12 protein-coding genes and 3 pseudogenes are annotated in these 18,868 nt (G+C 66.7%); 9 read left to right on the top strand and 6 right to left on the bottom strand.

Features of this window, described 5'->3' with window-relative positions; all coding sequences use genetic code 11:
* The first annotated feature begins 26 nt into the window (after window positions 1-26).
* From P8T65_RS33910 to P8T65_RS33880, 7 genes and pseudogenes are all read left to right on the top strand, one after another.
* Entirely contained in the window at window positions 27-1,271 is a 1,245-nt protein-coding gene (locus tag P8T65_RS33910) for an extracellular solute-binding protein (RefSeq protein ID WP_316729005.1), read from the top strand.
* A 32-nt stretch (window positions 1,272-1,303) separates the two neighbouring features.
* A complete protein-coding gene (locus P8T65_RS33905) occupies window positions 1,304-2,320 on the top strand; it encodes a sugar ABC transporter permease (protein ID WP_316729004.1) in 1,017 nt (338 codons plus the stop codon).
* Entirely contained in the window at window positions 2,317-3,174 is an 858-nt protein-coding gene (locus P8T65_RS33900) for a carbohydrate ABC transporter permease (protein ID WP_316729003.1), read from the top strand. The genes P8T65_RS33905 and P8T65_RS33900 overlap by 4 nt, the downstream gene beginning before the upstream one ends.
* Window positions 3,175-3,226: 52 nt before the next feature.
* Window positions 3,227-4,963 carry an MGH1-like glycoside hydrolase domain-containing protein gene (locus tag P8T65_RS33895; RefSeq protein ID WP_316729002.1) on the top strand — a complete coding sequence of 579 codons (1,737 nt, stop codon included), beginning with the start codon at window positions 3,227-3,229 and terminating at the stop codon, window positions 4,961-4,963.
* Between the two features lie 72 nt (window positions 4,964-5,035).
* A complete protein-coding gene (locus P8T65_RS33890) occupies window positions 5,036-6,889 on the top strand; it encodes an RICIN domain-containing protein (RefSeq protein ID WP_316729001.1) in 1,854 nt (617 codons plus the stop codon).
* A gap of 572 nt (window positions 6,890-7,461) precedes the next feature.
* Window positions 7,462-7,665, top strand: a pseudogene (locus tag P8T65_RS33885) (ATP-binding protein); the annotation flags it as partial.
* A 78-nt stretch (window positions 7,666-7,743) separates the two neighbouring features.
* Window positions 7,744-8,514, top strand: coding sequence for an aminoglycoside phosphotransferase family protein (locus P8T65_RS33880; protein ID WP_316729000.1), 771 nt, complete (start codon window positions 7,744-7,746; stop codon window positions 8,512-8,514).
* A 231-nt stretch (window positions 8,515-8,745) separates the two neighbouring features.
* Here the strand turns inward: P8T65_RS33880 and P8T65_RS33875 are convergent, their stop codons facing one another.
* From P8T65_RS33875 to P8T65_RS33860, 4 genes and pseudogenes are all read right to left on the bottom strand, one after another.
* A complete protein-coding gene (locus P8T65_RS33875) occupies window positions 8,746-8,967 on the bottom strand; it encodes a Mu transposase domain-containing protein (protein ID WP_316731972.1) in 222 nt (73 codons plus the stop codon).
* Window positions 8,968-9,426: 459 nt separating this feature from the next.
* Window positions 9,427-10,977: pseudogene (locus P8T65_RS33870) on the bottom strand (DNA/RNA helicase domain-containing protein); the annotation flags it as partial.
* Window positions 10,978-11,590: 613 nt separating this feature from the next.
* Complete coding sequence (locus P8T65_RS33865; RefSeq protein ID WP_316728999.1) at window positions 11,591-13,258, bottom strand: hypothetical protein; 1,668 nt, start codon at window positions 13,256-13,258, stop codon at window positions 11,591-11,593.
* Between the two features lie 472 nt (window positions 13,259-13,730).
* Window positions 13,731-14,983 (bottom strand): IS3 family transposase gene (locus P8T65_RS33860; protein WP_399099893.1). Its coding sequence is split into 2 segments (ribosomal slippage): window positions 13,731-14,710 and window positions 14,710-14,983, totalling 1,254 coding nucleotides; the frame shifts between segments, so codons are not numbered across the junction.
* A 383-nt stretch (window positions 14,984-15,366) separates the two neighbouring features.
* Here P8T65_RS33860 and P8T65_RS33855 point away from each other — a divergent pair.
* On the top strand, window positions 15,367-15,906 hold the full coding sequence (locus P8T65_RS33855) for a TetR/AcrR family transcriptional regulator (RefSeq protein WP_316728998.1): 540 nt from the start codon (window positions 15,367-15,369) through the stop codon (window positions 15,904-15,906).
* A 78-nt stretch (window positions 15,907-15,984) separates the two neighbouring features.
* Window positions 15,985-16,278, top strand: a pseudogene (locus P8T65_RS33850) (integrase core domain-containing protein); the annotation flags it as partial.
* A 154-nt stretch (window positions 16,279-16,432) separates the two neighbouring features.
* Here the strand turns inward: P8T65_RS33850 and P8T65_RS33845 are convergent.
* Together P8T65_RS33845 and P8T65_RS33840 are read right to left on the bottom strand one after the other, a co-directional pair.
* Entirely contained in the window at window positions 16,433-17,695 is a 1,263-nt protein-coding gene (locus P8T65_RS33845; protein WP_316728997.1) for a site-specific integrase, read from the bottom strand.
* 127 nt (window positions 17,696-17,822) lie between these two features.
* On the bottom strand, window positions 17,823-18,101 hold the full coding sequence (locus P8T65_RS33840) for a helix-turn-helix domain-containing protein (protein ID WP_316728996.1): 279 nt from the start codon (window positions 18,099-18,101) through the stop codon (window positions 17,823-17,825).
* Window positions 18,102-18,868 lie beyond the last annotated feature (767 nt).

The raw sequence follows: 18,868 nt of genomic DNA, 5'->3' as shown, positions 1-18,868 counted from the left end.
TGCCTGACACATACAAGGAACGCCCGATGAACAGATCCACCAGACACCGTCTCACCGCCACCGCCATGACCGTCGTCGCCCTCACCACCGTCACCACCGCATGCTCCTCCGGCGATGGCACCACGTCCGCGAAGGCGACAGACGGCGGCAGCTACACCATCTGGGACCCCTACCCGCAGTTCGCCAAGGACTCGGACTGGGTGAAGCTGCTGGACGGCTGCGGCAGCAAGGCCGGGGTCGAGGTCAAGCGAACGGCCTTCGACACGAGCGACCTGACGAACAAGGCGCTGCTGGCCGCTCAGCAGGACAACTCCCCGGACATGCTCATCCTCGACAACCCGGTGGTGTCGACGCTCGCCGAGGCGGGTGTGCTCACCACGACCGACGAGAACAAGGTGGACACCTCGAAGGTGGACCCCAACCTCCTCGCGGCCGGTCAGTCGGGCGGGAAGACCTACGGCACGCCCATCGGCGCGAACACCCTCGCGCTGTACTACAACAAGGACGTCCTCAAGGCCGCGGGCGTGGACATCGCCTCGGTCAAGGACTGGAAGTCCCTGACCGCGGCGCTGGCGAAGGTCAAGAAGGCGGGGAAGAAGGGCATCACCTTCTCCGCGATCGGCACGGAGGAGGGCAGCTTCCAGTTCCTGCCGTGGTTCTGGGGCTCGGGCGCGAAGCTGACCGAACTCGACTCCGCCCAGGGTGTGGCGGCCGTGTCCTTGTGGAGCGACTGGTTGAAGAAGGGCTACGCGCCCAACTCGGTCATCAACAACACGCAGACCACCAGTTGGCAGGAGTTCGCGAGCGGCGACTATGCCTTCGCCGAGAACGGCACCTGGCAGCTGGCCAATGCCGAGAAGGCCGGCTTTGGCTACGGCGTCCTGCCCATCCCCGGCGCGGACGGAGGAAACGCCGCTGCCCCGACGGGCGGTGAGTTCGTCACCGTCCCGGTCCAGAGCGACACCGGCCGCTACGCCACCTCGCAGAAGCTGGTCTCCTGCCTGACCAGCACCGAGAACCTGTACGCCACCGACACCACCCTGTCCTACGTGGCCCCCACCAGCGAGGTGCAGGACAAGCAGGTGGCGGAGAACGCCGAACTGAAGCCCTGGGTCGAGGCGGTCAAGGCGGCCAAGGGACGCACCAGCGACGACCTGGGCACCAAGTACCCGAAGATCTCGGAGCAGTTGTGGAAGGCGGTCCAGTCCGCCCTCAGCGGTTCCAAGTCGCCGAAGGACGCGCTGACCGCGGCGCAGGCCGCCGTCAAGTAAACCGTCAGCCAACCGCGATCCGGGGCTCCTTGATGAAGCACACGACACACCTGCCGGACCGCCGAGCGGTGCGTGATGGGAACGGGGCGGCGGCCGCAGCCGCCCCGCCCCCGGCCCGTACCGCGAACCGGCGCCGCCGTCCCGCTTCCCAGCTGGGGGTCCCCCCGGGCGAAGCCTGGGGGAGGGCCGCTTGGGCGTTCCTCGCCCCGGTCACCGTCTACCTCGTCCTCTTCTACGCCTATCCGCTCTACCGCAACCTCGACCTGAGCCTGCGCAACTACACCGTCCGCTCCTTCGTCCAGGGCAACGCGCCGTTCACCGGACTGGACAACTACCAGAAGGTCTTCGACGACCCGACCTTCGGTCCGGCACTCACGCACACGGTGGTGTTCACCGTCGTGTGCCTGGTCTTCCAGTACGCCATCGGCCTGGCCCTCGCGGTCTTCTTCCACCAGCACTTCCGGTTGTCGGTGACCTTGCGGGCCCTGTTCCTGGTGCCGTGGCTGCTGCCACTCATCGTGTCGGCCTCCACCTGGTCATGGATGCTCAACAGCGACTCCGGTGTCGTCAACGCGGCTCTGCATGCCGTCGGCGTCGGTCCGGTGAACTGGCTGACCTCACCGGAGTGGTCGCTGACGTCGGTGATCATCGCGAACATCTGGATCGGTGTCCCGTTCAACCTGGTCGTCCTCCACAGCGGCCTCCAGTCCATCCCGCACAGCCTCTACGAAGCGGCCGCCCTCGACGGCGCGAGCGCCTGGCGACGTTTCTGGAGCATCACCTTCCCCCTGCTGCGCCCCGTGTCCGCGATCACCCTGCTGCTGGGGCTGGTCTACACGCTCAAGGTCTTCGACATCATCTGGATCATGACCAAGGGCGGCCCGGCCGACTCGTCCACCACCTTCGCCACCTGGTCCTACCAGCTCGGCTTCGGCAACCTGCTGCCCGCCTTCGGCCCCGGCGCGGCCGTCGGCAACCTGCTCGTCGCCGCCGCCCTGGTCTTCGGTCTGGTGTACCTGAAGGTCCAGCGAAAGCAGTACGCCTCATGACCAGCCTCCGGACCACCCCGGCCACACGCCGCCCGAGACGCGGACGGACCACCTGGTGGAAGACGGCAACGGGCCTGATGTTCACCGCCGTCATGCTCTTCCCGGTCTACTGGATGCTCAACGTGTCCTTCACCCGCGACCAGGACATGCGCAAGTCACCGCCCGACATCTTCCCCGTCCACGGCACCCTGGACGGCTACCGCGCCGTCTTCGAGCAGCAGTTGCCCTATCTCGGCACCAGCCTGGTCATCGGGCTGGGCACGGTCGTACTGACCGTGGCGCTGGCAGCGCCCGCCGGATACGCGCTGGCGAAACTGCGCCCACGCGGCGGGGGAGTCCTCGGTTTCCTCTTCCTGGTGGCCCAGATGATCCCCGGCATCATCATGGCGATGGGCTTCTACGCCATCTACCTCCAGCTCGGCCTGCTCCAGTCCGTGCCCGGCCTGATCGTCGCCGACTCCACCCTGGCCGTCCCCTTCGCCGTCCTCATCTTCACCGCGTTCATGTCCGGCATCCCCGGCGAACTGCTCCAGGCCGCGCAGATGGACGGAGCCGGGCCGTGGCGCACCTTCCGGTCCGTGGTGCTGCCGATGAGCCGCAACGCGGTCGTCACCGTGTCGCTGTTCGCGTTCCTGTGGTCATGGTCCGACTTCGTCTTCGCCAGCACCCTCGCCAATGGCGGCGCCCACGAGCCGATCACGCTCGGCATCTACCAGTACATCGGCAACAACAACCAGGAGTGGAACGCCATCATGGCCACCGCCGTCGTCGCCTCGCTGCCGGCCACGGTGATCCTCGTCCTCGCCCAGCGCTACGTCGCCGCCGGCGTGACGGCCGGAGCCGTCAAGGACTGACCACCTCACGACCACCGCCGGTGACCCCTGCTGAAGAAACGAGTACCACGTGATGACCGCCGCCCGATCCGGCCCGGCCTTCTCCCTGCACGACATCCCGTTCAGCGCGCACGGCTCCTGGTTCGGCATCTCGCCCGTGCTCGCGGAGGAGACACGTGCCGAGGACCTCCACCTCGTCTCGCACCAGAACGGCATGCACGCCGTCCTGCGCTTCACGCCCCTCGACGCGATGACGGGCGAGCGCGCGTGGACCCGCGTCGAGGCGACTCCGGGCCTGCTCAGCTGGACCGGTGAGCAAGGGCGCATCCGCCTCGCCTACGCCTCACCGGAGACCGTCCGCCTGCGCGGCGAAGGACTGGGCCTGCGCATCAACGCGGCCGCCGACACGCTGACCCCCTTCACGGGCACCTACTTCTACCGCGACCCGGTGGACGGGGCGTACCTGTTCACCTCGTACGAGACCGGGCGCCGCTACCGGGTCACCGTGCTGTCGGGCACGGTCGCAGAGGTGTCCGGAAGCCAGACCCTCGGTACCGGCGAACGAGGCGTCGCCGTCACCGCGGCTCCCGGCGGAGTCTGGGAAGCGGCCATCGAGGAACTGGACAGCGCACGCCTGCCCTACACCTCCTCGGAGACGTTCGACACCATCGTGGCGACCGCGGAGCATGCCTTCACCGCCTTCGCCGACGCGGTCGCCCCCTGGCGCTCGTCCGGCACCCCGGCCGCCGAACTCGCCGCGTACGTCCTGTGGTCGGCAACCGTCCGCCCGGCGGCCCTCGTCACCAGACCCGCGGTGCTGATGTCCAAGCACTGGATGGACAAGGTCTGGAGCTGGGACCACTGTTTCAACGCCCTCGCCCTGGCACCCGGGGCCCCCGCCCTGGCCTGGGACCAGTTCTCCCTGCCTTTCGACCACCAGGACAAGACCGGCGCCCTGCCCGACTCGGTGACCCACTCCGAGGTCCTCTACAACTTCGTCAAACCGCCCATCCACGGCTGGACCCTTTCCCACCTGCGCAGACGTCTCCCCGAGCCCCTCAGTCGGACTGAACTCGCCGAGATCTACGGCAGATTGGCACGGTGGGCGGAATTCTGGCTCACCGCCCGCCGCGCACCGGGCGCCACCCTGCCCCACTACCAGCACGGCAACGACAGCGGCTGGGACAACGCCACCACCTTCGATCCCGAGCGCGTGGTTGTCACCGCCGACCTGGCCGCCTTCCTCGTCCTTCAGCTCCGCGAACTGTCCGTCCTGGCCAACGAGCTGGGCCTTGCCGACGAGGCCCGCCGCTGGACCGTCACGGCCGAGGCCACCCAGGCCGCGATGCTCGACGAGCTGTGGACGGGGGAGCGGTTCGTGGCACGTGGCGTGGACAGCGCGCAGACCTGGGAGAGCTCCAGTCTGCTGGACCTGATGCCGATGGCACTGGGCGAGCACCTGCCCGAGCACATCGGCAAAGCCCTGGCCGCCCGGATCGAGACCCACCTGACCCCGCACGGCCTGGCCACCGAACTGCCCACCTCACCCCACTACCTCGCCGATGGCTACTGGCGCGGCCCCATTTGGGCCCCCGCCACCGTCCTCATCGAGGACGGCCTACGCCGAGCCGGCCACCACCGCCTCGCCGACGAGATCAGCGCCCGCTTCCGCGCCCTGTGCGAAACCCACGGCTTCGCCGAGAACTTCGACGCCCTCACCGGCACGGGCCTGCGCGACCGCGCCTACACCTGGACCGCCAGCAGCTACCTCCTGCTGGCGGAGGCGCACGCACACCGAGACAGCCGCTGACCGGCCGTCTCCCCACAGCCCCGGGGACGTTCCAACCCCGGTCCTCCTCCCCGCTCACGTAGGAGCCGCAGCATGAAATCTCGCTGGACACTTCCCAGCCCCGCAACCCGCGCCGGACGCCGAGCGACCTCGTCCGTAGCCGTCCTCCTGGCTGCCCTGGCCGCGACTCTGGTGCCTGCCGGCCCGTCGCAGGCCGCGGACACCAGCGTCACCGTCGATTTCGCGACCGCCAAAGGCGCCCCCAGCTACCGCGCCTCGGGCATGATCTACGGGCTGTCTCCCGACGGGTCGCTGCCGCCGGACCACTTCTTCAAAGACATCAAGTGGCACTTGATGCGGGCCGGCGGTGCGCAGCTCAACGGTGGCGGCTACGCCACCAGCCTCGCCGACTACCAGACCCGCTGGAAGGCCACCCTCGCCCAGTACAAGCGCACCGTCGCCCTCGGCGGCACGTTCGTCATCCTGCCGCACGACCTGTGGGGCGCCGACGGCACCACCAGCCAGCCCTTCCCCGGCGACAACGGCAACTGGACGCAGTTCGACAACTTCGTCAACCAGCTCATCTCCGACGTCAAGGCCAACAACATGACGGTCCAGTGGGACCTGTGGAACGAGCCGGACCTGAGCGGCTTCTGGGACCGGTCCCAGAGCCAGTACCTGCAGATGTGGTCGCGGTTCCACGCCGCCGTGCGGGCCGACCTCCCCGGGCAGCTCATCGTCGGCCCCAGCACGGCGAACCCGCCCAACTCTTCCAACACCTGGTGGACCACCTACCTGAACCACATCAAGGCCAACAACGTCGCCCCCGACATCTACAGCTGGCACGCCATCCCACACGACCCCGTCCAGGCCGTCAGCAACGCCAACTCGGTCCTCGCCGCCGCGGGCCTGACCAACACCCGCCCCTACCAGATCAACGAGTACGCCGGGCGTGAGCAGCAGAACCCCGGTGGCGGCGGCTGGTTCATCAGCCGCCTGGAGCGGGCCGGCGCCGACGGCATGCGCGCCAACTGGGGATGGGGCCCCAACCTGCACGACTACGCGGCCAACCTGCTCACCAAGAACAGCTCCGGCCAGTACCTGCCGCTCGGCGAGTGGTTCCTGTACCGGTACTACGGCTCCCAGACCGGCAACATCGTCAACCTCACGCCCGGTACGAACACCGACGGGCTGGCGACCAAGGACAACACCGCGCGCAACGCGAAGATCCAGCTGGGCAACAACGGCAACACCGGCAACGTCACCGTCAACCTCAACCGCCTCGACACCACCTCCGTGGTGGAGAACAGCCGGGTCCGCGCGATCGTCCAGCGCATACCGAACAACAGCGGAGACGCGGTGACGGGTCCGGTGACGGTCTCCGACCAGACCCTGACCGTCAGCGGCAACTCGTCCTCGGTGAACGTGCCGTGGACGGACGCCGCGGACGGCTACACCGTCACGCTGCTGCCGCCGTCGAACACCACCGTCTCCACCGTCGCGGTGGTACAGCACAGCGGTCAGTGCCTGGACGACACCGACCTCAGCACCGCCGACGCCACGCAGTACCAGCAGTACCACTGCGAGGGCGGCTACCAGCAAATGCTCGACTTCAAGCCGGTCGCCGGACGGGCGAACACCTACACCATCGTGAACGAGCACAGTGGTAAGTGCCTGGACGTCTCGGGCGCTTCCACGGCCGACGGTGCCGCCGTCATCCAGTGGACCTGCAGCGGCAGCACGAACCAGATGTTCACCCTCAACCCCGTCACCGCGCTCGGCAACAGCAAGGACTACCAGCTGGCCGCCGTCCACAGCGGCAAGTGCGTCGACGTCAGCGGGATCTCGACCGACCCCCGCGCGAAGATCCACCAGTGGCCCTGCGACCCTGCGACCGACCTGACCTGGAAGAAGAACCAGATCTGGCGCCTGCAGGGCATGAGCTGACCCGCGTTTCTTCCATGGGGTCTCCCAGCACCGGCAGGAGCCCCCATGGGCTGCCGTCTCCCTGTTCCCGGACAGCCGCCTGAGCTTCGCAGGCCTCCTGCCAGGCGAAGCTCCCTGTGAACAGCGATCGGGGGCGGGCACCCCTTACGGGGGCCCGCCCCCTCCGTCGCTCCCGGGAAAGCCTGCCTCGGGCCTGGCAGCACCTCCCGCCGCGGAGGTCGGTGATCCGGGCGGCAGCCGCCAGTACGCGGTCTTCGCCGTGAAGGTGGTGCTGCTGCTCGCCCGGGGCTTGCGCGCGGCCCGCGCCGCCGGTCGCACGTAAGGCTCCGCCTTGAAGGCCGGCATCGTGGCGCATTGCGCGGGCTTGTCGTCGTGGTGGCCAACGCCCTCATCAAACCGGTCGGCGGGGGCGTCACCGAAGCCTGTCGGATGTTCCGCCTCCGGACGGCACCGAAGGATTCTGCGTATGACACAGACAAAGCCGCCGCAGGAGACATCGGCTCCGCAGGAGCACTCGCCTCCACGGCCACCGCGGCCTCGTCCGAGTCCGCCGGGCAGGTCTCGGGCGGCCCCTCGATCAGGTTCTCACTGAGCGAGAAGAGAAGAACAGCATTTCGATCGCCTCCAACGAGGCGTTCACGGGCTGGTCCAAGACGTTCACCGATCCGCGGCTCTGTGCGGCGATCGTGGACCGGCTCACCTTCAACCCCACCCTCATCGAGACCGGCACCGAGTCCTACCGCCTGGCCCGCACCAAGGCCAACAGGACCAAGTGAGCAGGCCGAGGCGCCGGCGACGAACGGGTCCGCATGATCCACGTGTCGCGCTGTCGGCGCGGTGGACAGCCTCTGCGGGTGACGAACGAGGACGTGCTGCAGGATCATGCTCACCGGCAGGTCGTGCGGATCGGTGACACCGTCCGCCGACCCGTCCAGCCCTGGACCGAAACGGTGCACGCACTGCTGAGCCATCTCGAAGCAGTGGGCTTCCCCTACGCTCCGCGGCCCTTGGGGATCGACGAGGAAGGCCGCGAGGTCCTCAGCTATATCGACGGAGAGTCGGGGCCGCCGGGGTGGACCAAAGTCGTGGAAGACGACGGCTTGACCGCCTTCGCCCGGCTGCTGCGCGAGTACCACGACGCAACCGCGGGCTTCACCCCGCCCGACAACGCCGCCTGGGCCGTCGGCGCGACGGAGTCCACTGACGGTGAGGTGATCTGCCACGGCGACTTCGGCCCATGGAACGTGATCTGGCGGGGACAGCAGCCGGTGGGCCTCATCGACTTCGACTTCGCTCGCCCGGCAGCACGCCTGCACGACATCGCCTATGCACTGCAGTACGTGGCACCGTTCAGGGACGACACCGAGTGCACCCGTTGGCTCCGCTATCCGCAACCGCCCGACCGCCGTCGACGCCTGCAGCGGTTCTGCACCGCCTACGGCCTCCTCCCCACCGCCGACATCGTCGACGCCGTCATCCGCGAGCAGCGGGAAAACGCCGAACGAGTACGCCGGCTGGCCGATGCCGGGCACGAACCCCAGGCAACCTGGGCAGCCGATGGCTACCTGCAGGACCTCGAAGACAAGTTGGCATGGAGCCAAGCCCACCGACACCTGTTTGAGTAACGCCTCACCTTTCCACTGCCCACCCGCAACCGAGCATCCCGGCACCGCCATGGGTGGTCCCAAATCAAACCGCCTACAGGAGCCGCATCACGACGCCTGATCTTCACCAATCACCCACAAATTGGGGCCTGCTGGAGTCGCCCTCGCGGGGCCGAAGGTGGACGCCCTAGCCAGGCGAAGGCCAGTTCCGCGGCGATGTCCCGGGACGTGGTGGTGCGGGTGGCCATGGCGTCACTCCTCTCCTCCTCCGCCCTCGATCAGATGGAAGACGCGGTCGTAGGCGGGCAGATCCGGCTGTGCGACCTCCGCTGCCGCGGCGACGGACCCGCTCCGGTGGTACGGGTGCCGCATCACGGTGGCGGCATCGGCGTGGTCAGGGTCGGTCAGCGTCTGGTGGCGAGCCCAGCAGCGCGCATGCTCGGCGACCAGGCGGCCGTCCAGATGAGCCCGCAAGGAGTGCCGACCTCCCAGGGACATCCAGCAGCCCCGCCACCAACCTCGCCTACAGGTGGTTCTGGGAAGAGTCTCCACACGCTCAGCCTGGTCCCCGGCAACCGTTCCGCCTGAGGGACGATGGTGGACATGCAGGCCGAGCACAACCATCTGCGCTCTGCATCAGACCTGCTCAACCACCCCAAACCAATATCATTTCTGGGACTTACAGCTCCGTCCGAGGGACATTCGAGGGACGTTTTGCCGCCTGACGTGGCAAGCCCGCGAAAGATCGGAAAGGGCCTCCGACGCAGGTCAGAGGCCCTTTCCAAGGCAAAGCCGCAGGTGGCGGCAGACGAGTCGGGCTGTACGCCAGGGAAAGTCATCGCAGCGCTACGACCTGCGCAAACATGTAGTGAAATCGCTTCTGTGGCTACCTAGACGGCTACGTAAGAAGAATCCCAGCCCATTGGAGCGGTCCGGGGCTGAGGCCACTGAGCGGTCGCCGCGCAGGTTCCAGGGCCGAGCCCACTCACCGATGACGACGTCCAGCGCGAGTGGGTCACCGGGCTTGGGTTCCGGAGACCAACGCCAGCAGTAACCTGCGGAGATACGGGCGCCGTAGCCCTGTGCCCGACGGGCTTCGAGGAACGCCTCCATCTCACGCGGGCTGTCGGCGACCAGCAGTTGCATGCGGTCATCGGGTTCCCAGACCGTTGGCCCGCCGGATTCGAGGCCGAGGAGCCGGACGACCCAGCGCAGGTACGCGTCGCTGCCGCCGCAACGGAACTGACTGTCCAGGGGAACGACATGGCACGGGATATTCCGCTTTGCCGCCGCAGCCTTGATCTCGGCCACGGTGCCCATCTCACCCGGCCTCACCACCTGGTGCTCGTCGAGGAGGAAGACGGGCACGTGCGAGACATCGATGAGTTCGTCGATCTGCGCCCGGCCGGTCCGGTGCTCGGCACGCGTATAGCGATTGGCCGAGGTCTCCCGGATCCGATGGGCCTCGTCGCAGATCAGGACGTCCAGGCTGTTCTTCTCGGCGGTCATGAAGCTGTTGAAGTACTTGAACAGGTCCTGCACCTCCCGCTTGCGGGAACCGGCGACCTTCCTCATCGTCTTGGTGAACGACTGTGAGCCGGTGGCGTGCAGGGCCGGCATCCCGCGCCGGTACAGCTCGCCGAGCAGTTGGAGGGCGATCACACTCTTTCCGGTGCCCGGGCCACCGGTGACGACGACAACTTCCTTGCGGTCGGCACGCTTGGCCTTCTCCACCGCGTTGAGCACCGTGCGGTAGGCGACCTGCTGCTCGTCGAGGAGCACGAACTGTTGCCGTTCGCGTACCTCTTCAGCGGCCACGGACATCAACTGTCTCGACGGAACCGTGGCGCCCGAGAGCAATTCGTCCGCAGCCCTTGCGCCTGAATGCTTGTCGCTCAGCCTCGAACGGAGGTGATCGAGGAATTCACCGCGGCGTTGCCCTGTGAAGAGCAGCCCGCGGCCGTCGCGCTCGATTTCCCGCAGACCAGCCACGTCGAACTCCGTGGTGTTGTGCAGGAACGCCACTCCGCTGATCCGGTGTCCGTGTTCGGCCACCGCTCCGTTGAAGTTGACCAGGTAGTCGCAGTAGCGCCGCACCTGTTCGATGGGGTTGAGGACTGGGTGGCTGTAGCGCTCGATGTGACACAGCGTGGGATCGTCCTCGTGGGGCAGGACGTGGCTCCACTGCTTCAGTTCCACCACGACGTACGACGACTCCCCGGTACTGGGGTGCACTCCTGCGAGGACGACATCTGCACGCTTGCTGTTCAGCGGAAGCGCGTACTCCAGCATGACCTCAACGTCGCCCAGGCCGGCGTCGTTGAGTGCGCCGGCCAGGACGGGGATGCTCCGTTCCCAGGAACGCGCCTCCGAGCCCCTGGGCTGATAGCCGTGCATGTGGACGAACTGGTCGGTGAGGTGCAGGAACAGCGAACCGTCGAGTGCCATGACGGCGACCGTTTTCGCGGACGCGCGGAACAGCAAGAACTTCCCCCAGGCAGCACGAAGAGACTCGTGCGGGTGGGGGCATGTCCTTCGAGACTCCACCGTGGTGGAGCGGAAGCCCGTCGGGCCGCGTTGACGACGTGCTTGAGGGTACCTGGCAGTTCTCAGGCTCGTGTCGGTGGTCGCCGGTGGCTACGGCGGGGATGATGACGTCGCGTTAGTCGCCCTGGACGGTTTCGAGGTTCTTGACGAAGAAACCGTCGAGTCGGCCTTCCGTGAAGTGGTGTTCGAGGTCAGGGCGGGCTGCCCTCGCCTTCTGAAGAAGACGCAGTGGCCGAGCGCGGCCGGAAGAGAAAAGGAGCGCTCCCACCGAACACTCTTCGGATGGCCCGAAACGGATATGCCCGACGGCCGGAATAGGTGCCCCCCCCTGGGACCGTTGGGATTGAGCGCGCCGGGACCGCCATGGCTACCCTCAAATCTTTGCTGGCTCCTGCGGAGGATTCGGTGCTCAATCAACCGGATCACCGCCCTCGCTCAAGCAGTCCTCACTCTCCATCCGACTACCGCAGACGGATGACGAAAGGGCCTCAGTAGAAGACTTTTTCATTCCCATTGGGCGCCTTCCGGGAATTACCCATAGGCTCGACCGCTACTTGCCGGTGTACTCGGTGAGGACGAGGAGGTTGCCCTCGCTGTCGGTACCGACTACCTGGGTGTAGCCGGGGAACCGTGAGATGCCGGCTTTCCCTTCGTTGATGGATGGGATTTCCGGAAAGCGTGAGCCTTCGCTGCGCATCCACTCATAAGTCCTCCTGGCGGAATGCACCCAAAAACTCACGTACCCGCTCGGCACGCCGCTGCGGGGGAGGCCGTCCTGGTCGGGGTCGGCGGTGTAGATGCCGAAGACTGATTCCGTACGGCTCCACCATCCTCGCCAGCCGTCGTCCTGGTAAGGCGACCCCCAGTCAAGAGTTTTACGGTAGAAGCGTTCGGCGGCTTTCAGCGAGGTCACCGGGTAGCCGGTGTAGTCGAGTTGTCTGGCCATGGCCTGAGAATTCTCGTCGGCAGTGGCGGGGGCAATGATGGTGATCAACGGTCTGTTGTCGGCGTCCAGGAGATGGGTGACCAAGGCGGTGTCTCGGAAGGGTTGCGGCCCCGTACCTGTCAGTCGCATCGTGTGCGTGACCACGGATCGCCGTCCGGCTCGCTGAACATGCAGGTTGTCTGCATGCAGTTCGGCGCTGAGGCCACGCGGGGAGCGGTCATAAGAACGCCAGTAGTAGGCATCGAGGGTGTGAGGCAGTTCCTGCCCGTCCTCCAGACCCCGCACGGCCGTACGGGTGCTGTCGAGCCATCGCCCGTTCCTGCCGTACAGGGTGCCGAGCGTGTGGGCGTCGGTGTGCAGCCATGCCTTGGCGATGCGCTTGGCCATGGCAGCCGCGGCGCCGGTCTCAGTGAAACCGCTCAGTTCGCCGGGTGCCGGGCCGTCAGTTGCGTAGTGGCGCTGAGCCAACACGAAGGGATTCGCCGATGAGCTGTCCAGGCCGATGGCGTACCGGTCAGGCCCCTTCTTGAGGAGTTCGGCGTCCGTGCCGTCGACGAACCGCACGCCGCGCCGGGCGAGCCGGTCCCGTTCTGCTGCCACGTCCCCGACATAGGTGACACCCCAGCCGTTGGGCAGCCCGGCAGCGAGGCGGGCACGCCCGCCCAGACGGTCGGCGTCGAGCACGAACTGCCCTCCTGGCATCTGGAAGCGCGCCGAATCGTCACCGACATGGAACGGCGCTCCGAGGAGCGGCGTATAGAACCGCACGGCCCGGCCCAGGTCGCGGACGGGGTAGACGAAGTCGAAACTGAAGACGTCTTGGCCCGGCTTCTGACGTTCCAAGTCGTAGTTCAGATCCCATACATCGGTGTGGTGGGCGATGCGCCACATCCCGCGGTGCTTCTTGAAGGTCTGCAAGACGAGGCCTTGGTCGTCGTAGGACCAGCGGGCATTGGTCGACGCGACCTCGAGCCAGTACAGAGCCGTCGCATGATCGCCCGTCTCGTCCACCCATAGTTCGACCCGCCGAGGGGTGAAGCGAGCGCTGATGGCCCCGTCCACTCTTTCGTAGGCCTCCCATTCCCGGGGAAGCGCTGCGGACACCGCCTTGGAGCCCCGCTGCGGCCGTCCCAGGCGGGAACTCGCACGGACGTGATCTGGATCGAAAAGCTCCAGGTATCCGCCGGCATCGAGTTTCCGGTAGCGCCGCCAGGACAGGGCGATGACTTTCAGCAGCGCATCCCGCTCAGACGGCGGGCCATCACACACCACGACGTCGTCCCCCGAGCACGAAACTGCCTCGCGGCTCCCACCAGTCACCCACGACTGCCTCAAGCCGTATGCCGCCACGCCCCCCGCTGCGACTGCTGCCGCGCCTGCAAGCATGTTCCGGCGTGTGAGGCTCTTGCTTTGACGCACTTTCGATTCCTTACTTACGACGGGTTTCCGCATCGATGCGGACGTTCTGCTACAGCTGGGGGAACTGGCAGCTCTGGGTCTGCTTGCGACCGGGGCATGTACATCTGGGACGTCGCGCAACCCGGCACTGAGGGGGCCTTCCACCTCGTTGCCGTCGATGAGGTAGTCGGTGACGCTCCCCAACCGGTCGCCATCGTCCGAGCCTCGGCTACCCGCGGCCAGGGCGGTGATCGGTCCTCTTTGACACCGTGGATACGGGATGCGCCGACCGACCGGCGCGCCGCCCCATGCATCGCTGTGAACCGTTCCGGGTTCCGTAGAGAGCTCAGATGTTGGGCGTGACCTGGGGTTTCGTGGTGCTGAGGTAGTGGTTTGCTTCGTACTCGACGGGCGGGATGTGCCCTATCTCACCGTGGAGTCGACTGTGGTTGTACCAGTCGACCCACTCGGCGGTGGCGAGCTCGACCTGGGAGAGCGTTCGCCACGGCCGCTGGGGCTTGATCAACTCGGTTTTGTAGAGTCCGATCGTCGATTCCATCAGGGCGTTGTCCAGGGCGTCCCCGACCGAGCCGATGCTCGCCGCGATGCCGGCGGCATCCAGATGGTCGGCCAGCTTGAACGACGTGTATTGCGACCCGGCGTCCGAGTGATGTATCAACTCGCCTCGAATGTGGGGGCGTTGGTCGCGGTCGCGTTGCCACAAGGCCATCTCCAGCGCGTCCAGGACGAGCCGGGTCTCCTTCGTGGTGGCGGCCGACCAGCCGACGATGCGGCGCGAGAAGGTGTCCACGACGAAGGCGACGTAGACGACGCCGGTCCAGGTCGCCACGTGGGTGAAGTCTGCGACCCAGCAGCGGTTCGGTGCGTCGGCGACGAAGTCGCGGTCGACCAGGTCCGGTGCCCTGGGTGCGATGGGGTCGGGGATCGTGGTGATCACCTTCTTGCCGCGGACGGCGCCGGTGATGCCGAGTTCGCGCATGAGGCGTTCGACGGTGCAGCGGGCCACGGAATGGCCTTGTCGGTTCAGGTGGCGCCAGATCTTTCTGGCACCGTAGACACGGTAGTTGGTGTCGTACGCCTCCTTGATCAGGGGCTTCAGTTCGGTGTCGCGGACGGTGCGGGCCGCGGGGGCGTCCTGGCGTTTGCGGTGTGCGTAGTAGGTGGAGGGGGCGATCTTGCAGTCGTGGTCGGTGAGGACCCGGCAGATCGGCTCGACGCCGCCGAAGCGGCCCTTGTGCTCGTCGATGAACGCTACGAGCGTGTGTGTGGCCGGTCGAGCTCGGCCGCGAAGAAAGACGCTGCTGCCTTGAGGATGTCGTTCGCCCTCTTCAGCTCAGCGTTCTCCTTCCTCAGCCGCTTCAGCTCCGCCGACTCATCCGTCGTCGTGCCCGGCCGGGCGCCGGCGTCGATCTGGTCCTGCCGCACCCACTTACGCAGCGTCTCGGTCGTGCCGATGCCGAGTTTCGACGCGACGGCTTTCATCGCGGACCACTCGGTGTCGTACTCCGGCCGCACCTCGGCGACCATGCGGACAGCTCGCTTGCGCAGCTCAAGCGGGTACTGGGAAGGGCGTGCCATGACTCGATCCTCTCAAATGATCGAGTCCCTACCGAACCCGGAACGGTTCACTGGTCTAAGCAGCTAGCGATCTGGTAGGAGCTTCAACGACCAGGACGTCCTGCCCTGGGGTCGACCAAAGTGGGGTGGTTCCGCTGTTCCTGACCAATGACGACCACCCCCAGTGGGGCTGGCGGGGCCGACGCGGCGAGGGTGCCGACGCCGTCCCCCGCAGGCTGATGCGGCCGCGGGAATGAGGAGAAGCGGCGTGTCTCGGTCTTGACCGCACAGCGGGGCGGTGCTTCCAGGCAATGGATGGCACCTCCTCGGCAGTACGATGTTGACGCCTCAAAGAATAAATTGAAACATCAATGTGTCAATAGAGGCACGGGAAGTTCTCTCGGATGCGCACAGACGCCACACTGGTACTGGACTCAGCGATCGCGGTGCTCGCCAAAGACAGGGGGGCGTCGATGCAGGCGATCGCCGCGCGCGCGGGCATCAGTCGCGCGACCTTGGTTCGCCTGTTCCCCACCCGTCAGCATCTGCTAGAGGCGATGGCCGGGAAGATCTTGGACGACTGCGAGCAGGCCCTCTCCCGGGCGGAGGTCGAAACCGCCCCCATGGAACAGGTTCTGGCTGCACTGGTGAGCGATTACGCCTCATTCGCCCAGTTGTGGAACTTTGTCTACGTCGAGCCGGACGTCCTAGGCGTGCCAGAGGCCAGCGCCCGGGCCGATGCCGTCTTCGACCGAACGGTCTCCATTGTTGAACGTGGTCAGACGTCTGGGCTGCTACGCAAGGACATGCCGGCCACGTGGCTGGCCTCGACCTACTGTGGCCTGGCCGAGACAGCATGGGAACTGGCACTCGAAGGGCACATGGGCCCCCGACAAGCCCCAGACTTCATTACCACCATCCTGCTGCACGGCGCGGCTGGCTGATGTCACTGAGGCGAGGGTGGACCGAGGGGGCCGAGTCAAAGGGAGGCGGCTTCTCGTCTCACGCAGACCAGGGCGCGGAGTCAGTTCCGGTCCCGAAAATTCGTGCGCGGGCTTGATCGCCACCGGATGGCCGGATCGATAGGGCGAGTCGGGGCAGCCGGTGACAACGCAGCCATGGAGTCCTTCTTCAGCCTGCTGCAGAAGAACGTCCTCGACCGCCGGAGCTGGACCACCCGCAAGGAACTGCGGATGGCGATCGTGACCTGGATCGAGCGGACCTATCACCGCCGCCGCAGACAAGCCTCACTCGGCCGGCTGACCCCCGTCGAATTCGAGACCGTCATGACCACGCCGGCCCTCCAGGCCGCGTGACTGACGCAGGTCAGAGGCCCTTTCCAAGGCAAAGCCGCAGGTGGCGGCAGACGAGTCGGGCTGTACGCCGGGTTCTGTTCCACTCAGGGAGCGATCACGCTCTGACCTGCATGTTTGTGGATATCCGGCGGCTGGTTCAGCCCTCTGGGACTTCTCAGGGACTTTTGGCCGAGTCCGTGAACCAGGCCTCGATGGCGGACAGTCCCCGCGCGCCGGCCTGCGGCATGAAGTGCGTGTACGTCCGGAGCGTGAACGCTGGGTCGGAGTGCCCCATCCACTTCGCGAGCGAGACGATCGACTCACCGGCTTCGAGCATCACCGAGGCGTACGTATGGCGCAAGACGTGGAAGCCGTGCTCGCGGCTGGGCTCCCAGACGCGCGACGGTTTCTCCCCCGGCTGTCGCTTGGGCAGCGGCGGAATGACTCCCGCAGCCGCGAGCGCGGGCTTCCACGCCTTGGTGTTCCAGGTTGTGCGGTTGATCGCGCCGCGCCGCCCGGTATAGGCAAGCAGCCGGACCGTCACCTTGCGCCGGTCCTCGCGCGCGAGGTCGGGTTCCTCGGGGTCGAGCCACGGCAGGGTGACGTCGATCGGTTCGAAGCGTTCCTGGTGCGTGAGGAGCCGCTTCGCGAGCACCTTCGGCAGAGGCACGTCGCGTTCCTTGCCGCCTTTGGGTGGGCCGAAGTACAGCTGCGACTTGTACATGAGGATCTGCCGCTCTATGTGCACGAAGTCGCCATGGATGTCACCCGGGCTGAAGCCGAACACCTCACCCTGCCGGAGTCCGCATCCGACGCCGAGGTCGAGCATGATCCGGTAGCGGTCGGCCAGTGCCTCCCGTACGGCGTCGACACGATCCTGCTCCCAGGCGCGAGCCTTGCGCTCCGGCTTCTTCGGCGGCTTGATCGAGCTGTTGCCCTTGCACGGGTTGCGGTAGAGCCGCTTGTCCTCGACCGCGGCCTGCATGATCGCCTTGAGGTACACCCACGCGACATAGGCCGTGCTCGACGCCACCGCCCTCTGCACGTCGGCCGACCACTTGCGCAGCTCCGCGACGCCGATGTCCCTGAGCGCCAGGTCTCCGAGCTGCGGCAGCACCTGCCCCCAGATCCGGTGCCTCATGCTTTCCAGCGTCTGAGCCGGATGCACCTGGGACGGCCACCAGTGCTTCTCGACGTACTCGCGAAGGCTGATCGCACCGTCCCGCGCGTCGACGAAATCCCCTCGACGTGTGTCGGTCTGTGCCTCGGCCAGCCACGCCTTGGCGTCCGCCACCGTGTCGAACGAACGGTCACGGACGCCCGGTATCCCCTTGACGCGGTAACGCGTGCACTTACCCCAAAGCGCAGTACGTTCACGCTTGCCCGTCTCCTTGTTCGGCCGCTTCTTGAGCCACCGGTCCTCGATGTAACCCGCCATGCGCATCTTCTCCTCGGCCTGGGCGCGGTTCTCTCGGCGCGACCTGCGCCGCGATCAGACACACAGACGATCTCCGTGTGCATGAAATTCCGAGTGCTGCTGAACTCTTCCGACCCGTTTTCCCAGGTCAGGCAGCCCGGCGACGCTCACGCTGCCGCGGGGCCCTGTTCAGCGGGTCGAGGGCCGGGTTCGACCGCGAGTCCGCCTGCTGCTGTTCGCTGAGCCACGCATCGAGCAGGTCCCGGCGGTACATGACCCTCCCGCCGGGCCCCATCCGGAAGCTGGGCGGCCCTTGTCGGCGATGGCGCCAGACGTAGAGGGTGTTCACCGAGATACCCATGTATTGCGCAGCGTTCTGAACGTTCAGGAACGCAGCCTTCACGGCGGGCTTGGACTGGTTGCGCATCGTGTGTCTCCGAGGTAAGGGCTGCCGAAGCAGCGGGTGTTACGCCCTCCCGCCTTCCGTATGGTGAAGACGTTCACCCTGCGGATAGAGGCTGGCGAGCAGGCTCAGAATCCGGAGAATCAGCGATTTGGTGCAGCCGTCCCGGCGTGATAGAGCGAGTAGACATTCATCCAGCGTCGCGCTGTCCCGTCTCGAGCGCTTTGCCACTGCGGGCTCTACTGGCGAACGCGTCCCAGGCCCGGTTACTTGAGCGGCCCAAGGTGAGCGGCCCGTCTGGTTCAAACTGTTGGCCGGGGCCTGCAGCCCTCCCCTTCTCGGTCCTCCTGAGGTTCCCCACGCCGGAAGTCGACCTCATGGTGTCCAGAGGGGGGCCGAACGAGGGTCCGGAGGAACTGACAACAGGGATGACACACCCCCGGGGACGCCGAGCTTCGCCAGAGCCCAGTTGAGCGAGACTGCCTCGGCATCGCACATGCGGGCGATTGTCAATGGCCTTGAAGTTCTCCCCGTAGGCGGCCAGGCTCGTCTGCTCGGGCAAGACGATCCTCCGGGAATCACGATGGTCTCGCGGACCCTGTCGAGGGGCAGTCCGCGCTGGAAGCCCTGTCCGGCGCTCGACGGGGCGCGTCCTCGTCCGGCGGGAGAGGCAGGCGTTCGGTGGGCTGCGTTCGAGACGACGATTCCAGCGACGTGGGTGTACTCCTTCAGAACGGGTCCAAGCAGGTCCGCGAGCGCGTCGGTCTTCGCAGCGAGCGTCATGTCGGCGA

This window comes from Streptomyces sp. 11x1, assembly GCF_032598905.1.
Classification (GTDB): Bacteria; Actinomycetota; Actinomycetes; order Streptomycetales; family Streptomycetaceae; genus Streptomyces.
This window is presented reverse-complemented; position numbering and strand designations above follow the sequence as displayed.